The sequence below is a fragment of the Nocardia sp. NPDC088792 genome (assembly GCF_044750615.1).
GTDB lineage: Bacteria > Actinomycetota > Actinomycetes > Mycobacteriales > Mycobacteriaceae > Nocardia.
The window spans coordinates 260,240-275,627 of record NZ_JBIVKC010000008.1; the positions used below are offsets into that span (position 1 = coordinate 260,240).

The following is a 15,388-nucleotide window of genomic DNA, read 5'->3' on the forward strand; positions in this document are numbered from 1 at the left end:
ACTGCTCGATCGATCTTGCAGGACAAGGCCGTAGTTTAGCGATTCCCCGTAAGTGCGTGCCCGGCAAGCGGGAGGCCGCCCGGCCGGAGTGTTCCGTCCCACGTCAGAGGGCCCGTATTTGGCCGCATCTGGGGAAACGGGTAAGCTAGGTCGGCGGTGCACCTACATAGTGGTTGTGGCATGTCCTCATGTCACCGCAGCTGAGTATCGCACCGGGTCGACTGGAGTGCACGACTAACTGCAGGTGACCGAGAAGCCGTAATGAGCATGAACCAACCAGGTTCAGCCTAACCGGGATCGCGGAGGATATGGCGAAGAAGGAAGGGGCCATCGAGGTCGAGGGCCGGGTTATCGAACCATTGCCCAACGCGATGTTCCGGATCGAGCTGGAGAATGGCCACAAGGTTCTCGCTCACATCAGCGGCAAGATGCGGCAGCACTACATCCGCATCCTGCCCGAGGACCGTGTCGTCGTAGAGCTGTCGCCTTACGACTTGACGCGCGGCCGTATCGTCTACCGCTACAAGTAGGCCCGACGGGGTGAAACCCCAAGGGCGCCAAAGATTTCCGGGGCTACGCGCCCCGGGTTTCCCCGGCCATTTCCGGTCGGGGAAAAACTGTGTTCACGGCCAGTGAACACCACAACCCAGATTGGATCTGACGTGAAGGTTCAGCCGTCCGTCAAGCCGATCTGCGAGAAGTGCAAGGTGATCCGCCGTCACGGTCGGGTCATGGTGATCTGCGAGAACCTGCGCCACAAGCAGCGCCAGGGCTGATCTCGGCCTCGTGCCGGGTTCGATTCTCGGCCACGGCCGGGCTCGACGCTCACCAGCCAAGCACCGAACGCAGTTCGGATTGGCAGCAACAAGAAGAAACTCCCAGCGCCAGTCGCCGTCGCCGAGCCCCGCACGGGGCGGATGGCGGCTCACCCCCGGTTACGGAGGCCGGGGCCCCGATTACGTGGGGACGGACAGGGAGCAGACCTCCGCAACAGTTAAGGAATGCCAACCATGGCACGTCTGATGGGCGTCGACCTCCCGCGCGAAAAGCGCATGGAGATCGCGCTGACCTACATCTTCGGCATCGGCAAGACCCGGGCCAAGGAGATCCTGGTGGAGACCGGCGTCAGCCCGGACCTCCGCTCGAAGGACCTCTCCGACGACGATCTGACCAAGCTTCGCGATTACATCGAGGCTTCGGACATGAAGGTCGAGGGTGACCTGCGCCGCGAGGTGCAGGCCGACATTCGTCGCAAGATCGAGATCGGCTGCTACCAGGGTCTGCGCCACCGGCGCGGTCTCCCCGTGCGCGGCCAGCGGACGAAGACCAACGCCCGCACGCGTAAGGGTCCGAAGAAGACCGTCGCCGGCAAGAAGAAGTAGGGATAGCGCATGCCTCCGAAGAGCCGGGCCGCTGGCCCGAAGAAGACACAGAAGGCCCGTCGCCGGGATAAGAAGAACATCCCGCACGGCCACGCACACATCAAGAGCACGTTCAACAACACGATCGTGTCCATCACCGACCCGGAAGGCAACGTCATCTCCTGGGCGTCCTCGGGTCACGTCGGCTTCAAGGGTTCGCGTAAGTCGACCCCGTTCGCCGCGCAGCTCGCCGCCGAGAACGCTGCCCGCAAGGCGCAGGAGAACGGCGTCAAGAAGGTCGATGTCTTCGTGAAGGGCCCGGGTTCGGGCCGCGAGACCGCGATCCGTTCGCTGCAGGCCGCCGGCCTGGAAGTGGGTTCGATCTCTGATGTCACCCCGCAGCCGCACAACGGCTGCCGTCCGCCCAAGCGGCGTCGCGTCTAGCGGGAAAGGATTTAGCGAAAAATGGCTCGTTATACAGGCCCCATCACCCGCAAGTCGCGTCGTCTGCGTGTCGACCTCGTCGGAGGCGACCAGGCGTTCGAACGTCGTCCTTACCCGCCCGGCCAGCACGGCCGCGCGCGGATCAAGGAGTCCGAGTACCTGATGCAGCTCCAGGAGAAGCAGAAGGCTCGCTTCTCCTACGGCGTCATGGAGAAGCAGTTCCGCCGCTACTACGAAGAGGCGAACCGCCAGAAGGGCAAGACCGGCGACAACATGCTGCGTCTGCTGGAGACCCGTCTGGACAACGTCGTGTACCGCGCCGGTCTGGCCCGGACCCGTCGTCAGGCTCGTCAGCTCGTCTCGCACGGCCACTTCGTCGTGAACGGCGTGAAGGTCGACGTCCCCAGCTACCGCGTCTCGCAGTGGGACATCATCGATGTCAAGGACAAGTCGCTCCCGACGCTGCCGTTCCAGGTCGCTCGTGAGACCGTCGGCGATCGTCCCGTCCCGGGCTGGATCCAGGTTGTTCCGGGTCGTCTGCGGATCCTGATTCACCAGCTGCCCGAGCGCGCTCAGATCGATGTTCCGATCAACGAGCAGCTCATCGTCGAGTACTACTCCAAGTAGCTCGAACCTATAGGTGCGCTGGCGCACCGCTGGTGGGAGAAGGCTTTTACTTGCCTCCGGGCCGAAAAGTCTTCTCCCGCAATCCAAGTCGTGAGCGTCAAATGGTGGGCGCTCTTGAAGGAGGAATAGTCCATGCTGATTTCACAGCGACCGACGCTGACCGAAGAGGTCGTGTCCGAGAACCGGTCGCGGTTCACCATCGAACCGCTGGAGCCGGGTTTCGGTTACACCCTCGGCAACTCGCTGCGGCGCACCCTGCTCTCGAGCATCCCGGGTGCCGCTGTCACGAGCATCCGCATCGACGGCGTGCTGCACGAGTTCACCACGGTTCCCGGCGTGAAGGAAGATGTCACCGACATCATCCTGAACCTCAAGGGCCTGGTCGTGTCGTCCGAAGAGGACGAGCCGGTCACCATGTACGTGCGCAAGCAGGGCCCGGGCACCGTCACCGCCGGTGACATCGTCCCCCCGGCGGGCGTGACCGTGCACAACCCGGACATGCACATCGCCACCCTGAACGACAAGGGCAAGCTGGAGATCGAGCTCGTGGTCGAGCGCGGTCGCGGTTACGTCCCGGCCGTTCAGAACAAGGCGTCGGGTGCGGAAATCGGCCGGATCCCGGTGGACTCGATCTACTCGCCGGTTCTGAAGGTGACCTACAAGGTCGAGGCCACCCGTGTCGAGCAGCGCACCGACTTCGACCGGCTCATCCTGGATGTCGAGACCAAGAACTCGATCTCCGCGCGGGATGCGCTGGCGTCGGCGGGCAAGACCCTGGTCGAACTGTTCGGTCTCGCGCGCGAGCTGAACGTCGAGGCCGAGGGCATCGAGATCGGCCCGAGCCCGGCCGAGGCGGACCACATCGCCTCGTTCGGCCTGCCGATCGAGGACCTGGATCTCACCGTTCGGTCGTACAACTGCCTCAAGCGTGAGGGTGTGCACACCGTCGGCGAGCTGGTCGCCCGCACCGAGTCGGATCTGCTGGACATCCGGAACTTCGGCCAGAAGTCCATCGACGAGGTCAAGGTCAAGCTGCACTCGCTCGGCCTGTCCCTCAAGGATTCCCCGACTTCCTTCGACCCGTCCTCCGTCGTCGGTTACGACGCGGCGAGCGGCACTTGGAGCGACAGCGGTTCGTTCAGCGACACCGACAGCGGCGAGCAGGACTACGCCGAGACCGAACAGCTTTAGGCCCGTCCGGGGCGCAGACCCCGAATCGGCCTTAGACACAGGAGATTCAAACAATGCCCAAGCCCAAGAAGGGTGCCCGCTTCGGCGGGACGGCGTCGCACCAGAAGGCGATCTTCGCCAATCTGGCGACGGCGCTCTTCGAGCACGGTCGTATCACGACCACCGAGGCCAAGGCCAAGGCGCTGCGCCCCTACGCCGAGAAGCTCGTCACCAAGGCGAAGGCCGGCTCGCTTGCCGACCGTCGCGAGGTCATGAAGGTGATCCGCTCCAAGGACGTCGTGCACGCCCTGTTCGCGGAGATCGGTCCCTCGTTCGAGGGTCGTGAGGGTGGCTACACCCGCATCATCAAGACCGTCCCCCGCAAGGGTGACAACGCTCCGATGGCGATCATCGAGCTGGTCCGCGAGAAGACCGTGACCAACGAGGCCGATCGGGCCCGTCGTGTCGCGGCTTCGCAGAAGGCCACCGAGGCCCCGGCCGCCGAGGCCAAGGTCGAGGATGCCCCCGCCGCCGAGGTCGTCGAGGACGCCCCGGCCGCCGAGGCTGCCGAGGACAAGAAGGAAGACTGAGTCTTCCATCCGGACTCTCGTGGGGTCTCAGGGGCGAGCCCCGGAAACCCCACAGGGTAGGGAAGTCATGAGTTAGCCCGCCGTCCCCTCCGGGTCGGCGGGCTTTCTCCATGTTAACCAGGAGATCGCTGTGACGGTGGAGGATCAGGAGCCGGAAGCGGTTTCGATTCGGGTACGACTGGACATCGGCTACGACGGCACCGATTTCACCGGCTGGGCCCGGCAGCCCGGCCTGCGCACCGTGCAGGGCGTCCTGGAGGACGCGCTGAGCAAGGTGCAGCGCGAGCCGATCCAGCTGACCGTGGCCGGGCGCACCGATGCGGGTGTGCACGCCGCGGGCCAGGTCGCGCACTTCGATACGCGCACCGAGGTGGACGGGCCGAAGCTGGTGCACCGGCTGGCGCGGTTCCTCCCGAAAGACGTGCGCGTCAAGGACGTTCGGCTCGTGCCCGCGGAATTCGACGCGCGGTTCTCGGCGATCCGGCGGCATTACGCGTATCACCTGACCACCGCCCCCTATGGCGCGGAACCGTTGCAGGCGCGCCACATTGTGCCGTGCCGCGATGTGGACCTGGACGCGATGCGCGAGGCGTCCTGGAACCTGTTGGGGCTGCACGATTTCGCGGCCTTCTGCCGTCGCCGCGAGGGTGCCACCACCATTCGCGAATTGCAGCGCTTCGATTGGGAGCGCGACGGCGATATTCTCACCGCTTACGTCAGCGCCGACGCCTTCTGCTGGTCCATGGTGCGCAGCCTGGTCGGCGGGGTGCTCGCGGTCGGTGAAGGCCGGCGTACGCCCGCCTGGATCGCGGGTTTGCTGAACGAACGCCAGCGCTCCAGCTCTATTACAGTTGCGCCCGCGCACGGCCTTTCCCTGATCGCCGTCGACTATCCGGCGGATTCGGAATTGGCCGCCCGCAATGCCCAGACCCGTGAGGTGCGGACCGTTCCGGACCCGGAGGGGTGCTGCGGCGACTGACCTACCGCCCCACGCCGACCGTCTGCCCGAATTCGGAGGAGCATCCGTGCACGCGTTCTTCTATGCCGTTCCGGTCGTCATCTACACGATCGTCGGCGCGGCCGTGATCTCCATAACCCTGCGCCGCACCGCCGATTCCGATCCGGCCACCCGGCGCGCCGAGATCTGGCGCGCCTTCACGGTCATTCTGATTCCGGTCCTGGTGGGACCGATCCTGATCGGTGGCATCACCGGCCGGCACCTGCTGCAATTCGTGTTCACCGAGGTGATTCTGGCTGCCCTGGTGGTGCTCACCGGAATCATCACGGTCCGCCGCGCCACCAAGCCGCTGACCGCGCAATCACGTACCGAGCGCGACGCGTAGCCGCGCGTTCGACGCGACGCGCCGAGTTCGTGGGGTGCGAGGTTTCGCCAGGGGATGTGTTCCGGGGACGCGGTGGCGACACTCGATTCATGACTCAGGGGAGGCGAAGCCGCAAGCGGCACAAGCGGAACAATCGGCGCGCACGGCAGGCGCGGGGGATGGAACGGCGGGGCCGGGCCGAACGGTGTGACTGCTCGGTTTGCGGGGGTTTCGATCTCGAGGCCACGGTGGCCGAGATAGATCTGGCCGCGGCGGAATTCGGGGCGGCCACCGACGCGTTCGATGCCGAGCTACTGGTGGCTTCGTTTCTGTCGATCGGGATCGAGTTGAGTCCCGGGGTAGGCAAGGCATTTGCCGAATCGCTCGTCACACGATTCGAGACGCGAGGGGATGCGATCGGCCTGGGTATGTTGCGGGCATTGGGTTCGCTGACCGCGGGATCGGTCGCCCGGGCCGGTGCCCGGGCCGCCGATCGGCTCACGGCGCTGGGTGTATCGGCGCCGGACTGGGCCGCGGAGCTGGCGGAACCCGTGGCGGCAGGGGACTTTCTGGTGCTGACCGATACGCTGGCGCCGCGCTGCCTGCTGTACGGCACGTTCCGGCGGGCCGGACGTGAGCACGGCTTCCTGCTGTCGGTGGACGATCTCGATTGCGGTGCGGTGCAGGAAATCCTGCCGCTGGGCGAGGGCGAGACGGCGGGCGCCCTCGGTATGGCGCACGAGCTCTGTCCGTCGTCGGAGGCGATCGCGCCGGATGATTTCCGATTGCGTGCGGTGCGTGCGTTGCATGCGCGGGGACTCCATGATGCGCAACTGGCGGCCCTAGGGCTCGAGGACGACGGTTACGGCGATTCGGTGGACGGCATGCCGCCGTATGGCGCCGCGGCTTTGGTGCTACAAGCACGATTGTCTGGTTTGTCTGCCTCGAAGTTGCTCATGCTGCCGCATGGGCGGCACTGCGAAATCCTCGGAAAGGTTGTCGCCCCCTTGCTGGGCTGTGTGGCCGGTTCGTAGGTGATGGCGCCGTATTCGGCTCTCGACCTGGTGCTACGTCAATTATGGTGCGGTGGACGGGAATTCGGCCGTGCGCTCGATGGGACTCCGATCGTGTCGTCTTGTGCGTTCGCATGATGTCGCAAATGCGCGTGCGAATGAATGACACACGCCGGAATGAGGATTCGTCGCGCAAGTTGCGGGCAATGGCCTAATTCGGACAGTGGCAATGAAAGTTGGAAGATATGAAGGGATTTCGGATTTTCCGAGCTGCGGTGGTGCGACAATCGGGCCATGAGGGGCGGCTCTGAGCCCGCAGTGGTGGAGGTTCGGTCGATGCCGGAGGTTTCCGTACAGGAGACATTCGAGCAATGGGAGGCCGCGGTCGCGCAGGCCTATGTGCCGCTGGTGGTGACACCGGTGCAGCCGGGGGAGTTCCAGGCACGCATCGTGCAGTCCCGGTTCGAGGACATCGACGTATCGACCGTCACCGCTTCGGGACAGCACATCAGCAGGATTCCGAGGTTGATCCACGAACCGGATGAACCCATCCTTTTCGCGACGGTCACCACGCACGGGCACGGGTGGCTGGAGCAGGACGGCCGGGTCGGGGAGATGGCCGACGGCGGGCTCATGCTGTACGTGAGCTCGCGGCCGTTCACCGCGCACTTCGAATCGAGCTGGGGCGTGGTGGCGGTGCAGGTACCGCTGTCGCAGGTGGTCAGTGCGTCGGGGGTGCCGGCGGACCGGATGCCCACCGCGGTGCGCTTTCCGCCGGAGGGCGCGGCCGGCATCGTGGGCCGGTTCTTCTGCGGGCTCGCGCATTTGCAGCACACCGCGCCGGATCAGGCGGCGGTGCTGGCCCGGCACGGCACCGGATTACTGGCCTCGGTGGTGCAATTGGCGGCCGGGGATCTGCCGCGTGACGAACCCGGTCACGCGCTGACCAAGCAGCGGGCGCTGATGTACATCCAAAGGCATTATGCCGATCCGGAACTCACCGTGGATCGGGTGGCGGCGGCCTGTGCGATCTCGCGGCGCACCCTGTACCGCCTGTTCGAGAACGGCGAGGACGGGATGGCCTCGATGTTGCGGCGCATGCGCGTCGAACGCGCGCTGTCGCTCATCCGCACCGATGCCACCCGCCCGCTGCAGTCGGTCGCGCGCGCATCGGGTTTCGTGTCCGAGCGGCAGTTCTATCGGGCCTTCAAACGCGAGATGGGCATGACGCCTGGCGAATTCCGTACAACCAGTGCCTGATCAGGGGCTTGTCGGCCCTGACGTGAAATGGCAGTGATCTGGCACGGCGGGACAGTCACAGTGCGGCAACCGATGTGAATACTGGGTAGGCATTCGGTTCGCGATGGCGCGTGGCGTCGCCCCGCGCTGCCAGTCGTCGACGAAGCCGGCGGGCCGGTCCTGCGATGAGGAGGCGCCGCCCGGTCGTCGCTTCGAGCCGCCGACGACCGGGCAGGCGGACTGGTCTTGATGAATTCACCACGGAACTGGTCCGTTTCGCCGGATTCGAACCGTCCCAATCGCGGTTTGCCGTGCTCCGCCGGGTGGGATGATGCACCTGTGGGTAACGCGGCAACTGCCAGCGCCGAGGTCTGTTCGACGTCGGATGTATCTGCGCGCCAGGCCTTCGAGCAGTGGGAGTCCATCGTCGCCGATGCGGTCGTGCCGTCGTCCATCGAGCCGCTGGCCAAGGGACATTGGCACGGCCGGATCACCAGCACCCAATTCGATCGGTCCAGCCTCACCCTGATGACCTCCAGCGCACTGCGCCTGACGCGTACCAAACGTCAGGTCGAGCAGGCCACCGGCGAATTCCTGCTGGTGAATATCGTGGTGGAGGGCGCGAACTGGACCGAACAGAACGGTCGCACCGCCGACAGTCCGGCCGGTTCCATTGCGTTCTTCGACAGCGCCCGGCCGATCGAGAGCCGCACCACCGAGAATTCCTCGTCCACGATTGTTCGCGCGCCGATGACTCTGGTGCTGGAACACGCCGGGCTGATTCGCGACGAACTCCCGATTGCCACGCCGATGCCGACGACCGGTGCATTGGGTGTGGTCGCAGGTTTCTTCCGGGGGCTGGCGGAATTGCCGTCGGACGAAACCGATAAGGCCGCAAACATTCTGGAATCGGAAATTGCCGGGATGCTCTCGTCGGCGGTGCTGCTGGCCACCGGGCAGAGTTCGCCCGCGCCCTCCGATTCGCTGTACACGCGCCAGCAGGTCCTGTCCTACCTGCGGAAACGCTATACCGATCCGGAGTTGACGGTCGACGAGGTGGCGCACGCCTGCCTGGTCTCGCGACGCACGCTCTATCGCGTCTGCGAGGACATCGGGGGCCCGGCGGCGCTGGTGCGGCGCATGCGGGTCGAGCATGCGCGGCGGTTGTTGCGTGCCGATCCGACCCGCCCGCTTTCCGCGATTGCGGCGGCTTCCGGATTCGCGACCGACCGGCATTTCTATCGAGCATTCCGCGAGGAAACCGGTCTTACGCCAGGACAATTCCGAGCTCAATTGGACGCAGGCACGCGCGGTCGGTAGCTCGGCACGGGATGTCGCTGCACCCAGCACTCGTTCGGCGAAGGGTGATGGCACAGATCAATCCGATCCGTGTCGAAGGAGCCGAGGTGCCTACCAAGGTGCGTGTCGCAGCCGTACAAGCCGAGCCGCGGTGGTTGGATTTGCGGTCCGGCGTCCAGCAGGCAATCGAACTGATCGAAAAGGCCGCCACCGGAGGCGCGCAATTGATTGCCTTTCCGGAGACATTTCTACCGGGCTATCCCTGGTGGCTGTGGCTGGATTCGGTGAGTTGGGGCCAGGGCTTCTTCGCGCGCTATCGGACGAATTCGATGACGGTGGGCCGCACCGAATTCCGGCGCATTGCCGATGCGGCGCGGCGGCATCGGATTCATGTGCTGCTGGGGTTCAGCGAGCGCTGTGGCGCCGCGCTGTATATGTCGCAATGCTTGATCGACGATCGTGGGGTGCTGCTCGGAGTCCGCCGTAAGCCCGAGCTGACGCCGTTGGAACACAGGATCTTCCGTGCCGGTGAAGCCGCGGAACCGTCCGTATTCCGCACCGGCATCGGCCGTATCGGGGTGCAAGGCGGCTCCGAGCAGCTGCACCTGCCCGCGCGCCGGGAGTTGGAGCGCACGGGTGCGCAGGTGCACATCGTGTCCTGGCCGGGGTTCATCGTGGCGCGGGACGTGGAATGGGGTGTGCGCGTGAACAATGCGGCCACGCTCTGGTACGCGGTGGTTGGCCATCTGAACGTGATCGCGGCCTGCGCGATCATGGATGTGGCGGGCAGCGAGAGCCGTCGTGGTGCCGAGCCGGCAAAGCAGCTGGTTCGTGGTCCGGGTGGGCATGCGCGCATCTTCGCACCCGGCGGGGAGGAGCTGGCCTCCCCGCTGGGTGGGCATGAGGAGGGTTTGCTGTACGCGGATCTCGAGCTGGATTTGAGCTGCGAATCCGCTGCGTAGCACAGGTATGACCATCCTGGATCGGTACGACCGTATTGGTCGGAGCCGTGGAAATCTGAGAAACTGCACCGTATTCGGTCGGATGCTGGCCGTTGATGGTCATCGAGGTTGCGGAGTGGAGCAGTCAGAGGCGGTCAATCGGATCGAAGTGCGGTCCGGGCCGGAAACATCGGCGTCGGAGGCCTTCGAGCGCTGGGAAGCTCAGGTGAGCGAAGCCTATGTCCCACTCGCTGTTTCACCCAAACCGAGCGGTCGTTTTCTTGGCTATATCGAGCACGCGAGCTATGGCGACCTCGAACTCTCGATTGCCGGGTCCACCGAACAGAAGATCCGCCGGACCGAGCGACTGATCGCGCGGACAAATGGCGAGTACCTGCTCGCCAGCATCCCGACCATCGGCAATGCGCGACTGTTCCAGGATGGCCGGGAAGCCGATATCGGCCCGGGCGGAATCGTGTTCTACGACAGCACGCGTCCCTATCGGTGGGATTTCTACGAACAGTTCGAACAGGTCGTGGTGCAGGTTCCACTGAGTCGGCTACGCGATCGATACGGCGTATCCAATCTCGATATACCCACGGCCACAACGTTTTCCAGAGGCACCACCCCGGGTGTCGTCGGCCGGTTCTTCCGGAATGTGGCGCTGTTGCAGAGCTCCGATCCCGCCGGCGCCGCCCTGCTGGCCGAACCCGGAATGGATCTGCTCGCCGCGGCCGTGGTGGCGGCCGCCGGCGGTATTCCGCGCGACCAATCAGCGGATGTGCTCAATCGGCAACGGGTGCTGGCCTTCATGCGCAGCCACTGCGCCGATCCCGATCTCGGCGTGGACCGGATCGCGGAGGGTTGCCGCATGTCCCGGCGCACCCTGTACCGGGTGTTCGGCGAGTTCGAGGGCGGTCCGGGAACGGTGTTGCGCCGCATGCGGATCGAACGCGCCTGCGATCTACTGCGCAATGCGCCGCAGTTGCCGCTCTCCGCGGTGGCCAAAGCGGCGGGGTTCCTGACCGAACGGAGTTTCTATCGATCTTTCCGATTGGAAATGGGTACCACACCGGGAGCTTTTCGGGCATTGGCATGATCAGTCGGTCGAACGGCACTGTCGGCCATTGCCCGGCCGGAAAGTGTTGGCGAGCATCACGACCCATGAGGGAAACGCGATGAAGAATACGGTACGGGTCGCCGCCGTCCAGGCCGAGCCGAAATGGTTGCGGCTGGCGGATGGCGTCGCGCAGGTCATCGACCTGATCGGCGCCGCCGCGGGTGCGGGCGCCCGGCTGATCGCATTCCCGGAGACGTTTCTGCCCGGATATCCCTGGTGGTGCTGGGTCGATTCCAACCAGTGGAACGTCGAGTATTCGACTCGCGCTCGCGAGAATTCGATGACTCGGGACGGCGCCGAAATCGATGCCATTGCCGATGCCGCACGCGCGCACGGTATTCACGTCGTCCTGGGATTCGGAGAACGGCAGGAACGGCGAATCTATATGGCGCAGGCCGTCATCGACGATTTCGGCGAGATCGTCTCGGTACGGCGCAAGGCCGGGCTGAACAGCGTGGAACGCAAGGTATTCGCCTCCGGCACCCCGAATCTGCCCGCGGTGCACCACACTCCGATCGGTAAATACGGCGCGCTGTCCGGGCAGGAGAATCAGCGCCCGCTGCTCACCCGGGCCCTACGCGCCGACGAGGAACAACTACACATAGCCGCCTGGCCCGGCAGCCCGGACGGTGATGCGGCAGGGCCGGAATCGAGCACCACGGTGAGCCGCATGTACGCCCTCGAGGCCGGCGCCTTCGTGCTCGCGCCCTGCGCCGTGGTGGGGGAGTCGGCCTGGGACGGCCGCGGGGCGTTCGCCGGACCGCGCACCGGCCGGGCGCACATCTACGCCGCCGACGGGGAAGAAGTGGTGGCCCCGCTCGAAGAGGGTGTCGACGGCATCCTCTGCGCGGACCTCGAACTCGGGGCTTCCGGTCTCGAAGCCGAGCACCTCGATCGGCAGTCCCGCAATCGCAAGTCGGCCGCTCCGGCGCGCCGGGGGACTCGCCGGGCCGTGCCCGGCTGGCAGTCCGGCCCCGACCGCTGGGCCCTGCCGCTCTCCCTCGGCGCCTACCCGGGCGGCATTGCCGCCTGCTAGGCGTGGGCCGATTGTCATGCGCCGGGCCGGAAACGCATGTGCTGGGCCGGAAACGGGTGGTCGCGCGCGGAAGCCGGTCGTCGCGCACGGAGTTCGGGCCGATCGTCGCTTGCCGGGCCGGAAACGGGTGGTTGCGCGCGGAAGCCGGTTGTCGCGCACGGAGTTCGGGCCGATCGTCGCTTGCCGGGCCGGAACCGGGTGGTCGCGCGCGGAAGCCGGTCGTCGCCCGCGGAATCGGAGCCGATCGTCGCTTGCCGGGCGGTTGCCGGTCCGTTAGGAGCGGACCAGGCGGGCGATGGCGTCGGTGGCTTCCTTGATCTTGGCCTCGGCCTCGGGGCCGCCCGCTACGGCGGCATCGACCACGCAGTGGCTGATGTGGTCCTCGAGTAGACCCATGGCCACGGCCTGCAGGGCCTTGGTCATGGCGGAGACCTGCGTGAGGATGTCGATGCAGTACTTTTCCTCTTCGACCATGCGCTGCAGGCCGCGGGCCTGGCCCTCGATGCGGCGCAGGCGCTTGAGGTAGTCGTCCTTGGCGGTGATGTAGCCGTGGCCGGCGTGGTCATGGCCGGGCTGCTCGGCGGTTTTCGCGGTGGTCTCGGTGGGCTGCTGGTCGGTCACCGGATTCGTCCTCATTCCGTCGTTGATACCCCCCTAGGGTACAGTGTTCGCCCTGGTGCCGCCATCCATGCACGAGTGCGCAAGAATCAGCGCATGAGTTCGGATCCTCGGGCCTCGCTGGCCATCATCGGCGGCAGCGGGTTCTATGACTTCTTCGGTGACGACGCGACGACCGTCGAGCTCGACACTCCGTACGGCGCGCCGAGCGCGCCCATCACCATCGGCCAGGTCGAGGGCCGCTCGGTGGCGTTCCTGCCGCGGCACGGCCGCAAGCACGAGTACTCGCCGCACACCGTGCCGTACCGCGCCAATATGTGGGCGCTGCGGACACTGGGCGTGCGCCGCGTCTTCGGTCCCTGTGCCGTCGGCAGCCTGCGCGCCGACTGGGGGCCGGGCACCGTCGCCGTTCCGGACCAGCTGGTCGACCGCACCTCCGGCCGCGACCAGACCTTCTACGACGCCGGCGGCGTGCACGTGTCCTTCGCCGACCCCTACTGCGCCGATCTGCGGGCCGCCGCCATCGCCTCGGCGGGCACCGAGCTGCCGATGAAGGATCACGGCACCATGGTCGTGGTGCAGGGCCCGCGCTTCTCCACCCGCGCCGAGAGCCGCTGGTTCGCCGGGCAGGGCTGGGAACTGGTCAATATGACCGGGCACCCGGAGGCCGTGCTCGCCCGCGAACTCGAAATGTGCTACTCCGCAATCGCTCTCGTCACCGACCTGGATGCCGGACTGGAATCCGGTGAGGGCGTCAGCGCCGCGAACGTATTCGCCGAATTCGAGCGCAACCTGGTGCCGTTCAAGGCGCTGGTCCGCCGCGCCGTGGCCGCCGTCGACGGCGACGACACCTGCGACAAGTGCCGGATCCTCACCGGCACCGGCGTGCAGCTGCCCTTCGAACTGCCGCAGTAACCGCCTCCCGCCGAACTGCTTTCGGCCCGGTCCGGTCCGCACGGCCGTGACCGGGCCGATTGCGTTGCGCGGCCGCCCGGCCGGAGTTCACCCGGCCGCGCCCGATAGCGGGGGCCTAGGCTGAGGAGATGAGCGCCGGCGGAGGACCCCAGGCCGACCGATTACGAGTGCTGCTGACCGGCGCCGCGGGCTATATCGGCTCCCACGTCCACCAGGCCCTCCGCGCCGCCGGCCACGAGGTGGTGGCCATCGACGCCCTCCTCGACTCCGCCCACGACCTCAATACCACCCTCCCGCACGATGTTTCCCTCGTCGACATCCGCAACCCCGAGGCCCTGGACGCGCTCCTGCCCGGAATCGACGTGGTCTGCCACCTCGCCGCCGCCGTCCCCGTCCCGGACTTCCCCGAGCCCCCGGCCCGCCCGGCCCGCCGCGGCGCGCCGCACGCGCACTCCGGCCTTCCCGGCCCTGAGTCGCGCGGCTCAGGCCCTGCGACCGGATCGAATCCCTTTGCGAGAGTGAGTCGTTCCACCGGCGACCCCGCGACCGGCCCGTCCGCCGCCGGTAGTCCGGAGGACGGAGACGGCAGCCGCGATGCGGGCAAGACGGCGGGCGCTCGGGGCATCGCTGGGCGGGGTGCGGACGGGCCGACCGACAGCGGACAGCCGGCGGCTGCCGACGAGAATGCGCGAGAGGACGCGGGCGGCGACCAGTCCCGCGAGGCGCGGCGCGATGACCTGGGACACGGTGCGGGGCCATGTGTGCGCGGGCCGAGCAGGGATGCCGAGCGCTCGGCAGGTGCCGGGGTGATCCCCACGGAGGGCGAGCGTGTGGTGGGCGCGGCGGCGACTCCCACCGGAGCCGAGCGGGCGGTGGGCTCGGGAGCGGCGGAGGCGGGGATGCGGCGGGCGGCGCTGTACGCGTCGCACAATGACGCGGGGACCGCGGTTCTGCTGGCAGCCATGGAGAAGGCGGGCGTGGGGCGGCTGGTGCTGGCTTCTTCGGTGGCGGTGTATGGGGAGGGGCGGTATCGGGGGGTGCGGAGTGGGCCGTTCTTTCCTGGGTTGCGGCGGCGGGCGGACCTGGATCGGGGGTTGTTCGATCATCGGGCGCCACGGACGGGGGAGCTGCTGACCTGGGAGCCGGTGGGGGAGGATGCGCCGTTGCGGCCCCGGAGCGCTTATGCGGCAAGCAAAGTGGCGCAGGAGCATTATGCGCTGGCCTGGGCGACGGGGACCGGATCCGCGGTGACCGTGCTGCGGTATCACCATGTGTACGGGGATCCGGCGGCCGGAATCCGTTCTCGCTCGGCCGCTTCCGGACTGGCCGCCCGGTTCCGGGCCGAATCGGCGGCGGGGCGGGCGCCGCGACTGTTCGAGGACGGCGGTCAGATGCGGGACTTCGTGCACGTGCGGGATATCGCCTCGGCGACCCTGGCGGCGGTCGAGCGGGCCTTGCCCGGATTCGTGCCGTTGAATATCGCGTCCGGCCGTCCGCTGACCTTGTGGGAGGTGGCGTCCATCATGTCGAAGACCTTGGGCGCGCCCGATCCGGTGGTGACCGGGCAGTATCGGATCACCGATATCCGGCATCTGGTGGCGAATTCCGAACGAGCCAGGGGCGCATTGGATTTCACGCCCCGGATCGCGCCGGCGCGCGGGTTGGCCGATTATGCGGTCCGCGCCCGATAGGC

The 15,388-nt window shown here is 66.8% G+C and carries 18 protein-coding genes; 17 read left to right on the plus strand and 1 reads right to left on the minus strand.

Going from position 1 to position 15,388, the window contains the following annotated elements; all coding sequences use genetic code 11:
* The first annotated feature begins 308 nt into the window (after window positions 1-308).
* From infA to ACIP5Y_RS43550, 15 genes are all read left to right on the plus strand, one after another.
* On the plus strand, window positions 309-530 hold the full coding sequence (gene infA, locus ACIP5Y_RS43480; RefSeq protein WP_040804562.1) for a translation initiation factor IF-1: 222 nt from the start codon (window positions 309-311) through the stop codon (window positions 528-530).
* A gap of 132 nt (window positions 531-662) precedes the next feature.
* The gene (gene rpmJ / locus ACIP5Y_RS43485; RefSeq protein ID WP_033085975.1) at window positions 663-776 is read left to right on the plus strand and encodes a 50S ribosomal protein L36; all 114 of its coding nucleotides are present in this window, start codon (window positions 663-665) and stop codon (window positions 774-776) included.
* A gap of 234 nt (window positions 777-1,010) precedes the next feature.
* Window positions 1,011-1,382 (plus strand): 30S ribosomal protein S13, encoded by a 372-nt coding sequence (gene rpsM / locus ACIP5Y_RS43490; protein WP_397006569.1) that lies wholly within the window; start codon window positions 1,011-1,013, stop codon window positions 1,380-1,382.
* A gap of 9 nt (window positions 1,383-1,391) precedes the next feature.
* Entirely contained in the window at window positions 1,392-1,805 is a 414-nt protein-coding gene (rpsK, locus tag ACIP5Y_RS43495) for a 30S ribosomal protein S11 (RefSeq protein WP_397006571.1), read from the plus strand.
* A gap of 21 nt (window positions 1,806-1,826) precedes the next feature.
* Window positions 1,827-2,432: a 30S ribosomal protein S4 gene (gene rpsD / locus ACIP5Y_RS43500; RefSeq protein ID WP_400359352.1), complete on the plus strand. Its 606-nt coding sequence runs from the start codon at window positions 1,827-1,829 to the stop codon at window positions 2,430-2,432.
* Between the two features lie 132 nt (window positions 2,433-2,564).
* Complete coding sequence (locus ACIP5Y_RS43505; RefSeq protein ID WP_400359354.1) at window positions 2,565-3,623, plus strand: DNA-directed RNA polymerase subunit alpha; 1,059 nt, start codon at window positions 2,565-2,567, stop codon at window positions 3,621-3,623.
* 53 nt (window positions 3,624-3,676) lie between these two features.
* Entirely contained in the window at window positions 3,677-4,192 is a 516-nt protein-coding gene (rplQ, locus tag ACIP5Y_RS43510; RefSeq protein ID WP_400359356.1) for a 50S ribosomal protein L17, read from the plus strand.
* Between the two features lie 124 nt (window positions 4,193-4,316).
* The gene (gene truA / locus ACIP5Y_RS43515) at window positions 4,317-5,171 is read left to right on the plus strand and encodes a tRNA pseudouridine(38-40) synthase TruA (protein WP_400359788.1); all 855 of its coding nucleotides are present in this window, start codon (window positions 4,317-4,319) and stop codon (window positions 5,169-5,171) included.
* 46 nt (window positions 5,172-5,217) lie between these two features.
* Window positions 5,218-5,535, plus strand: coding sequence for a hypothetical protein (locus ACIP5Y_RS43520; RefSeq protein ID WP_400359358.1), 318 nt, complete (start codon window positions 5,218-5,220; stop codon window positions 5,533-5,535).
* Between the two features lie 227 nt (window positions 5,536-5,762).
* Window positions 5,763-6,548: a hypothetical protein gene (locus tag ACIP5Y_RS43525; protein WP_400359360.1), complete on the plus strand. Its 786-nt coding sequence runs from the start codon at window positions 5,763-5,765 to the stop codon at window positions 6,546-6,548.
* A 315-nt stretch (window positions 6,549-6,863) separates the two neighbouring features.
* Window positions 6,864-7,787, plus strand: coding sequence for a helix-turn-helix domain-containing protein (locus ACIP5Y_RS43530; RefSeq protein WP_400359362.1), 924 nt, complete (start codon window positions 6,864-6,866; stop codon window positions 7,785-7,787).
* A 318-nt stretch (window positions 7,788-8,105) separates the two neighbouring features.
* Window positions 8,106-9,086, plus strand: a complete 981-nt coding sequence (locus ACIP5Y_RS43535) for an AraC family transcriptional regulator (protein ID WP_400359363.1) — start codon at window positions 8,106-8,108, stop codon at window positions 9,084-9,086.
* Window positions 9,087-9,172: 86 nt separating this feature from the next.
* Complete coding sequence (locus tag ACIP5Y_RS43540) at window positions 9,173-10,027, plus strand: nitrilase-related carbon-nitrogen hydrolase (RefSeq protein WP_400359364.1); 855 nt, start codon at window positions 9,173-9,175, stop codon at window positions 10,025-10,027.
* 115 nt (window positions 10,028-10,142) lie between these two features.
* A complete protein-coding gene (locus tag ACIP5Y_RS43545; RefSeq protein WP_400359366.1) occupies window positions 10,143-11,105 on the plus strand; it encodes a helix-turn-helix domain-containing protein in 963 nt (320 codons plus the stop codon).
* A 79-nt stretch (window positions 11,106-11,184) separates the two neighbouring features.
* A complete protein-coding gene (locus tag ACIP5Y_RS43550; protein WP_400359368.1) occupies window positions 11,185-12,162 on the plus strand; it encodes a nitrilase-related carbon-nitrogen hydrolase in 978 nt (325 codons plus the stop codon).
* A 273-nt stretch (window positions 12,163-12,435) separates the two neighbouring features.
* On the opposite strand, the gene ACIP5Y_RS43555 is transcribed toward ACIP5Y_RS43550, so the two are convergent.
* Window positions 12,436-12,798, minus strand: a complete 363-nt coding sequence (locus ACIP5Y_RS43555; protein WP_400359370.1) for a metal-sensitive transcriptional regulator — start codon at window positions 12,796-12,798, stop codon at window positions 12,436-12,438.
* 78 nt (window positions 12,799-12,876) lie between these two features.
* Here ACIP5Y_RS43555 and ACIP5Y_RS43560 point away from each other — a divergent pair, with 78 nt between their 5' ends.
* Together ACIP5Y_RS43560 and ACIP5Y_RS43565 are read left to right on the plus strand one after the other, a co-directional pair.
* Window positions 12,877-13,695 (plus strand): S-methyl-5'-thioadenosine phosphorylase, encoded by an 819-nt coding sequence (locus ACIP5Y_RS43560; protein ID WP_400359372.1) that lies wholly within the window; start codon window positions 12,877-12,879, stop codon window positions 13,693-13,695.
* A gap of 128 nt (window positions 13,696-13,823) precedes the next feature.
* Entirely contained in the window at window positions 13,824-15,386 is a 1,563-nt protein-coding gene (locus ACIP5Y_RS43565) for an NAD-dependent epimerase/dehydratase family protein (RefSeq protein ID WP_400359374.1), read from the plus strand.
* Window positions 15,387-15,388: the final 2 nt, after the last annotated feature.

Coding starts and splice junctions, on each gene's coding strand:
- rpsK (WP_397006571.1), top strand. CDS start 1,392: ATGCCTCCGAAGAGCCGGGCCGCTGGCCCGAAGAAGACACAGAAGGCC.
- ACIP5Y_RS43555 (WP_400359370.1), bottom strand. CDS start 12,798: ATGAGGACGAATCCGGTGACCGACCAGCAGCCCACCGAGACCACCGCG.
- infA (WP_040804562.1), top strand. CDS start 309: ATGGCGAAGAAGGAAGGGGCCATCGAGGTCGAGGGCCGGGTTATCGAA.
- rpsD (WP_400359352.1), top strand. CDS start 1,827: ATGGCTCGTTATACAGGCCCCATCACCCGCAAGTCGCGTCGTCTGCGT.
- ACIP5Y_RS43550 (WP_400359368.1), top strand. CDS start 11,185: ATGAAGAATACGGTACGGGTCGCCGCCGTCCAGGCCGAGCCGAAATGG.
- rplQ (WP_400359356.1), top strand. CDS start 3,677: ATGCCCAAGCCCAAGAAGGGTGCCCGCTTCGGCGGGACGGCGTCGCAC.
- ACIP5Y_RS43505 (WP_400359354.1), top strand. CDS start 2,565: ATGCTGATTTCACAGCGACCGACGCTGACCGAAGAGGTCGTGTCCGAG.
- ACIP5Y_RS43565 (WP_400359374.1), top strand. CDS start 13,824: ATGAGCGCCGGCGGAGGACCCCAGGCCGACCGATTACGAGTGCTGCTG.
- rpsM (WP_397006569.1), top strand. CDS start 1,011: ATGGCACGTCTGATGGGCGTCGACCTCCCGCGCGAAAAGCGCATGGAG.
- ACIP5Y_RS43560 (WP_400359372.1), top strand. CDS start 12,877: ATGAGTTCGGATCCTCGGGCCTCGCTGGCCATCATCGGCGGCAGCGGG.
- ACIP5Y_RS43530 (WP_400359362.1), top strand. CDS start 6,864: ATGCCGGAGGTTTCCGTACAGGAGACATTCGAGCAATGGGAGGCCGCG.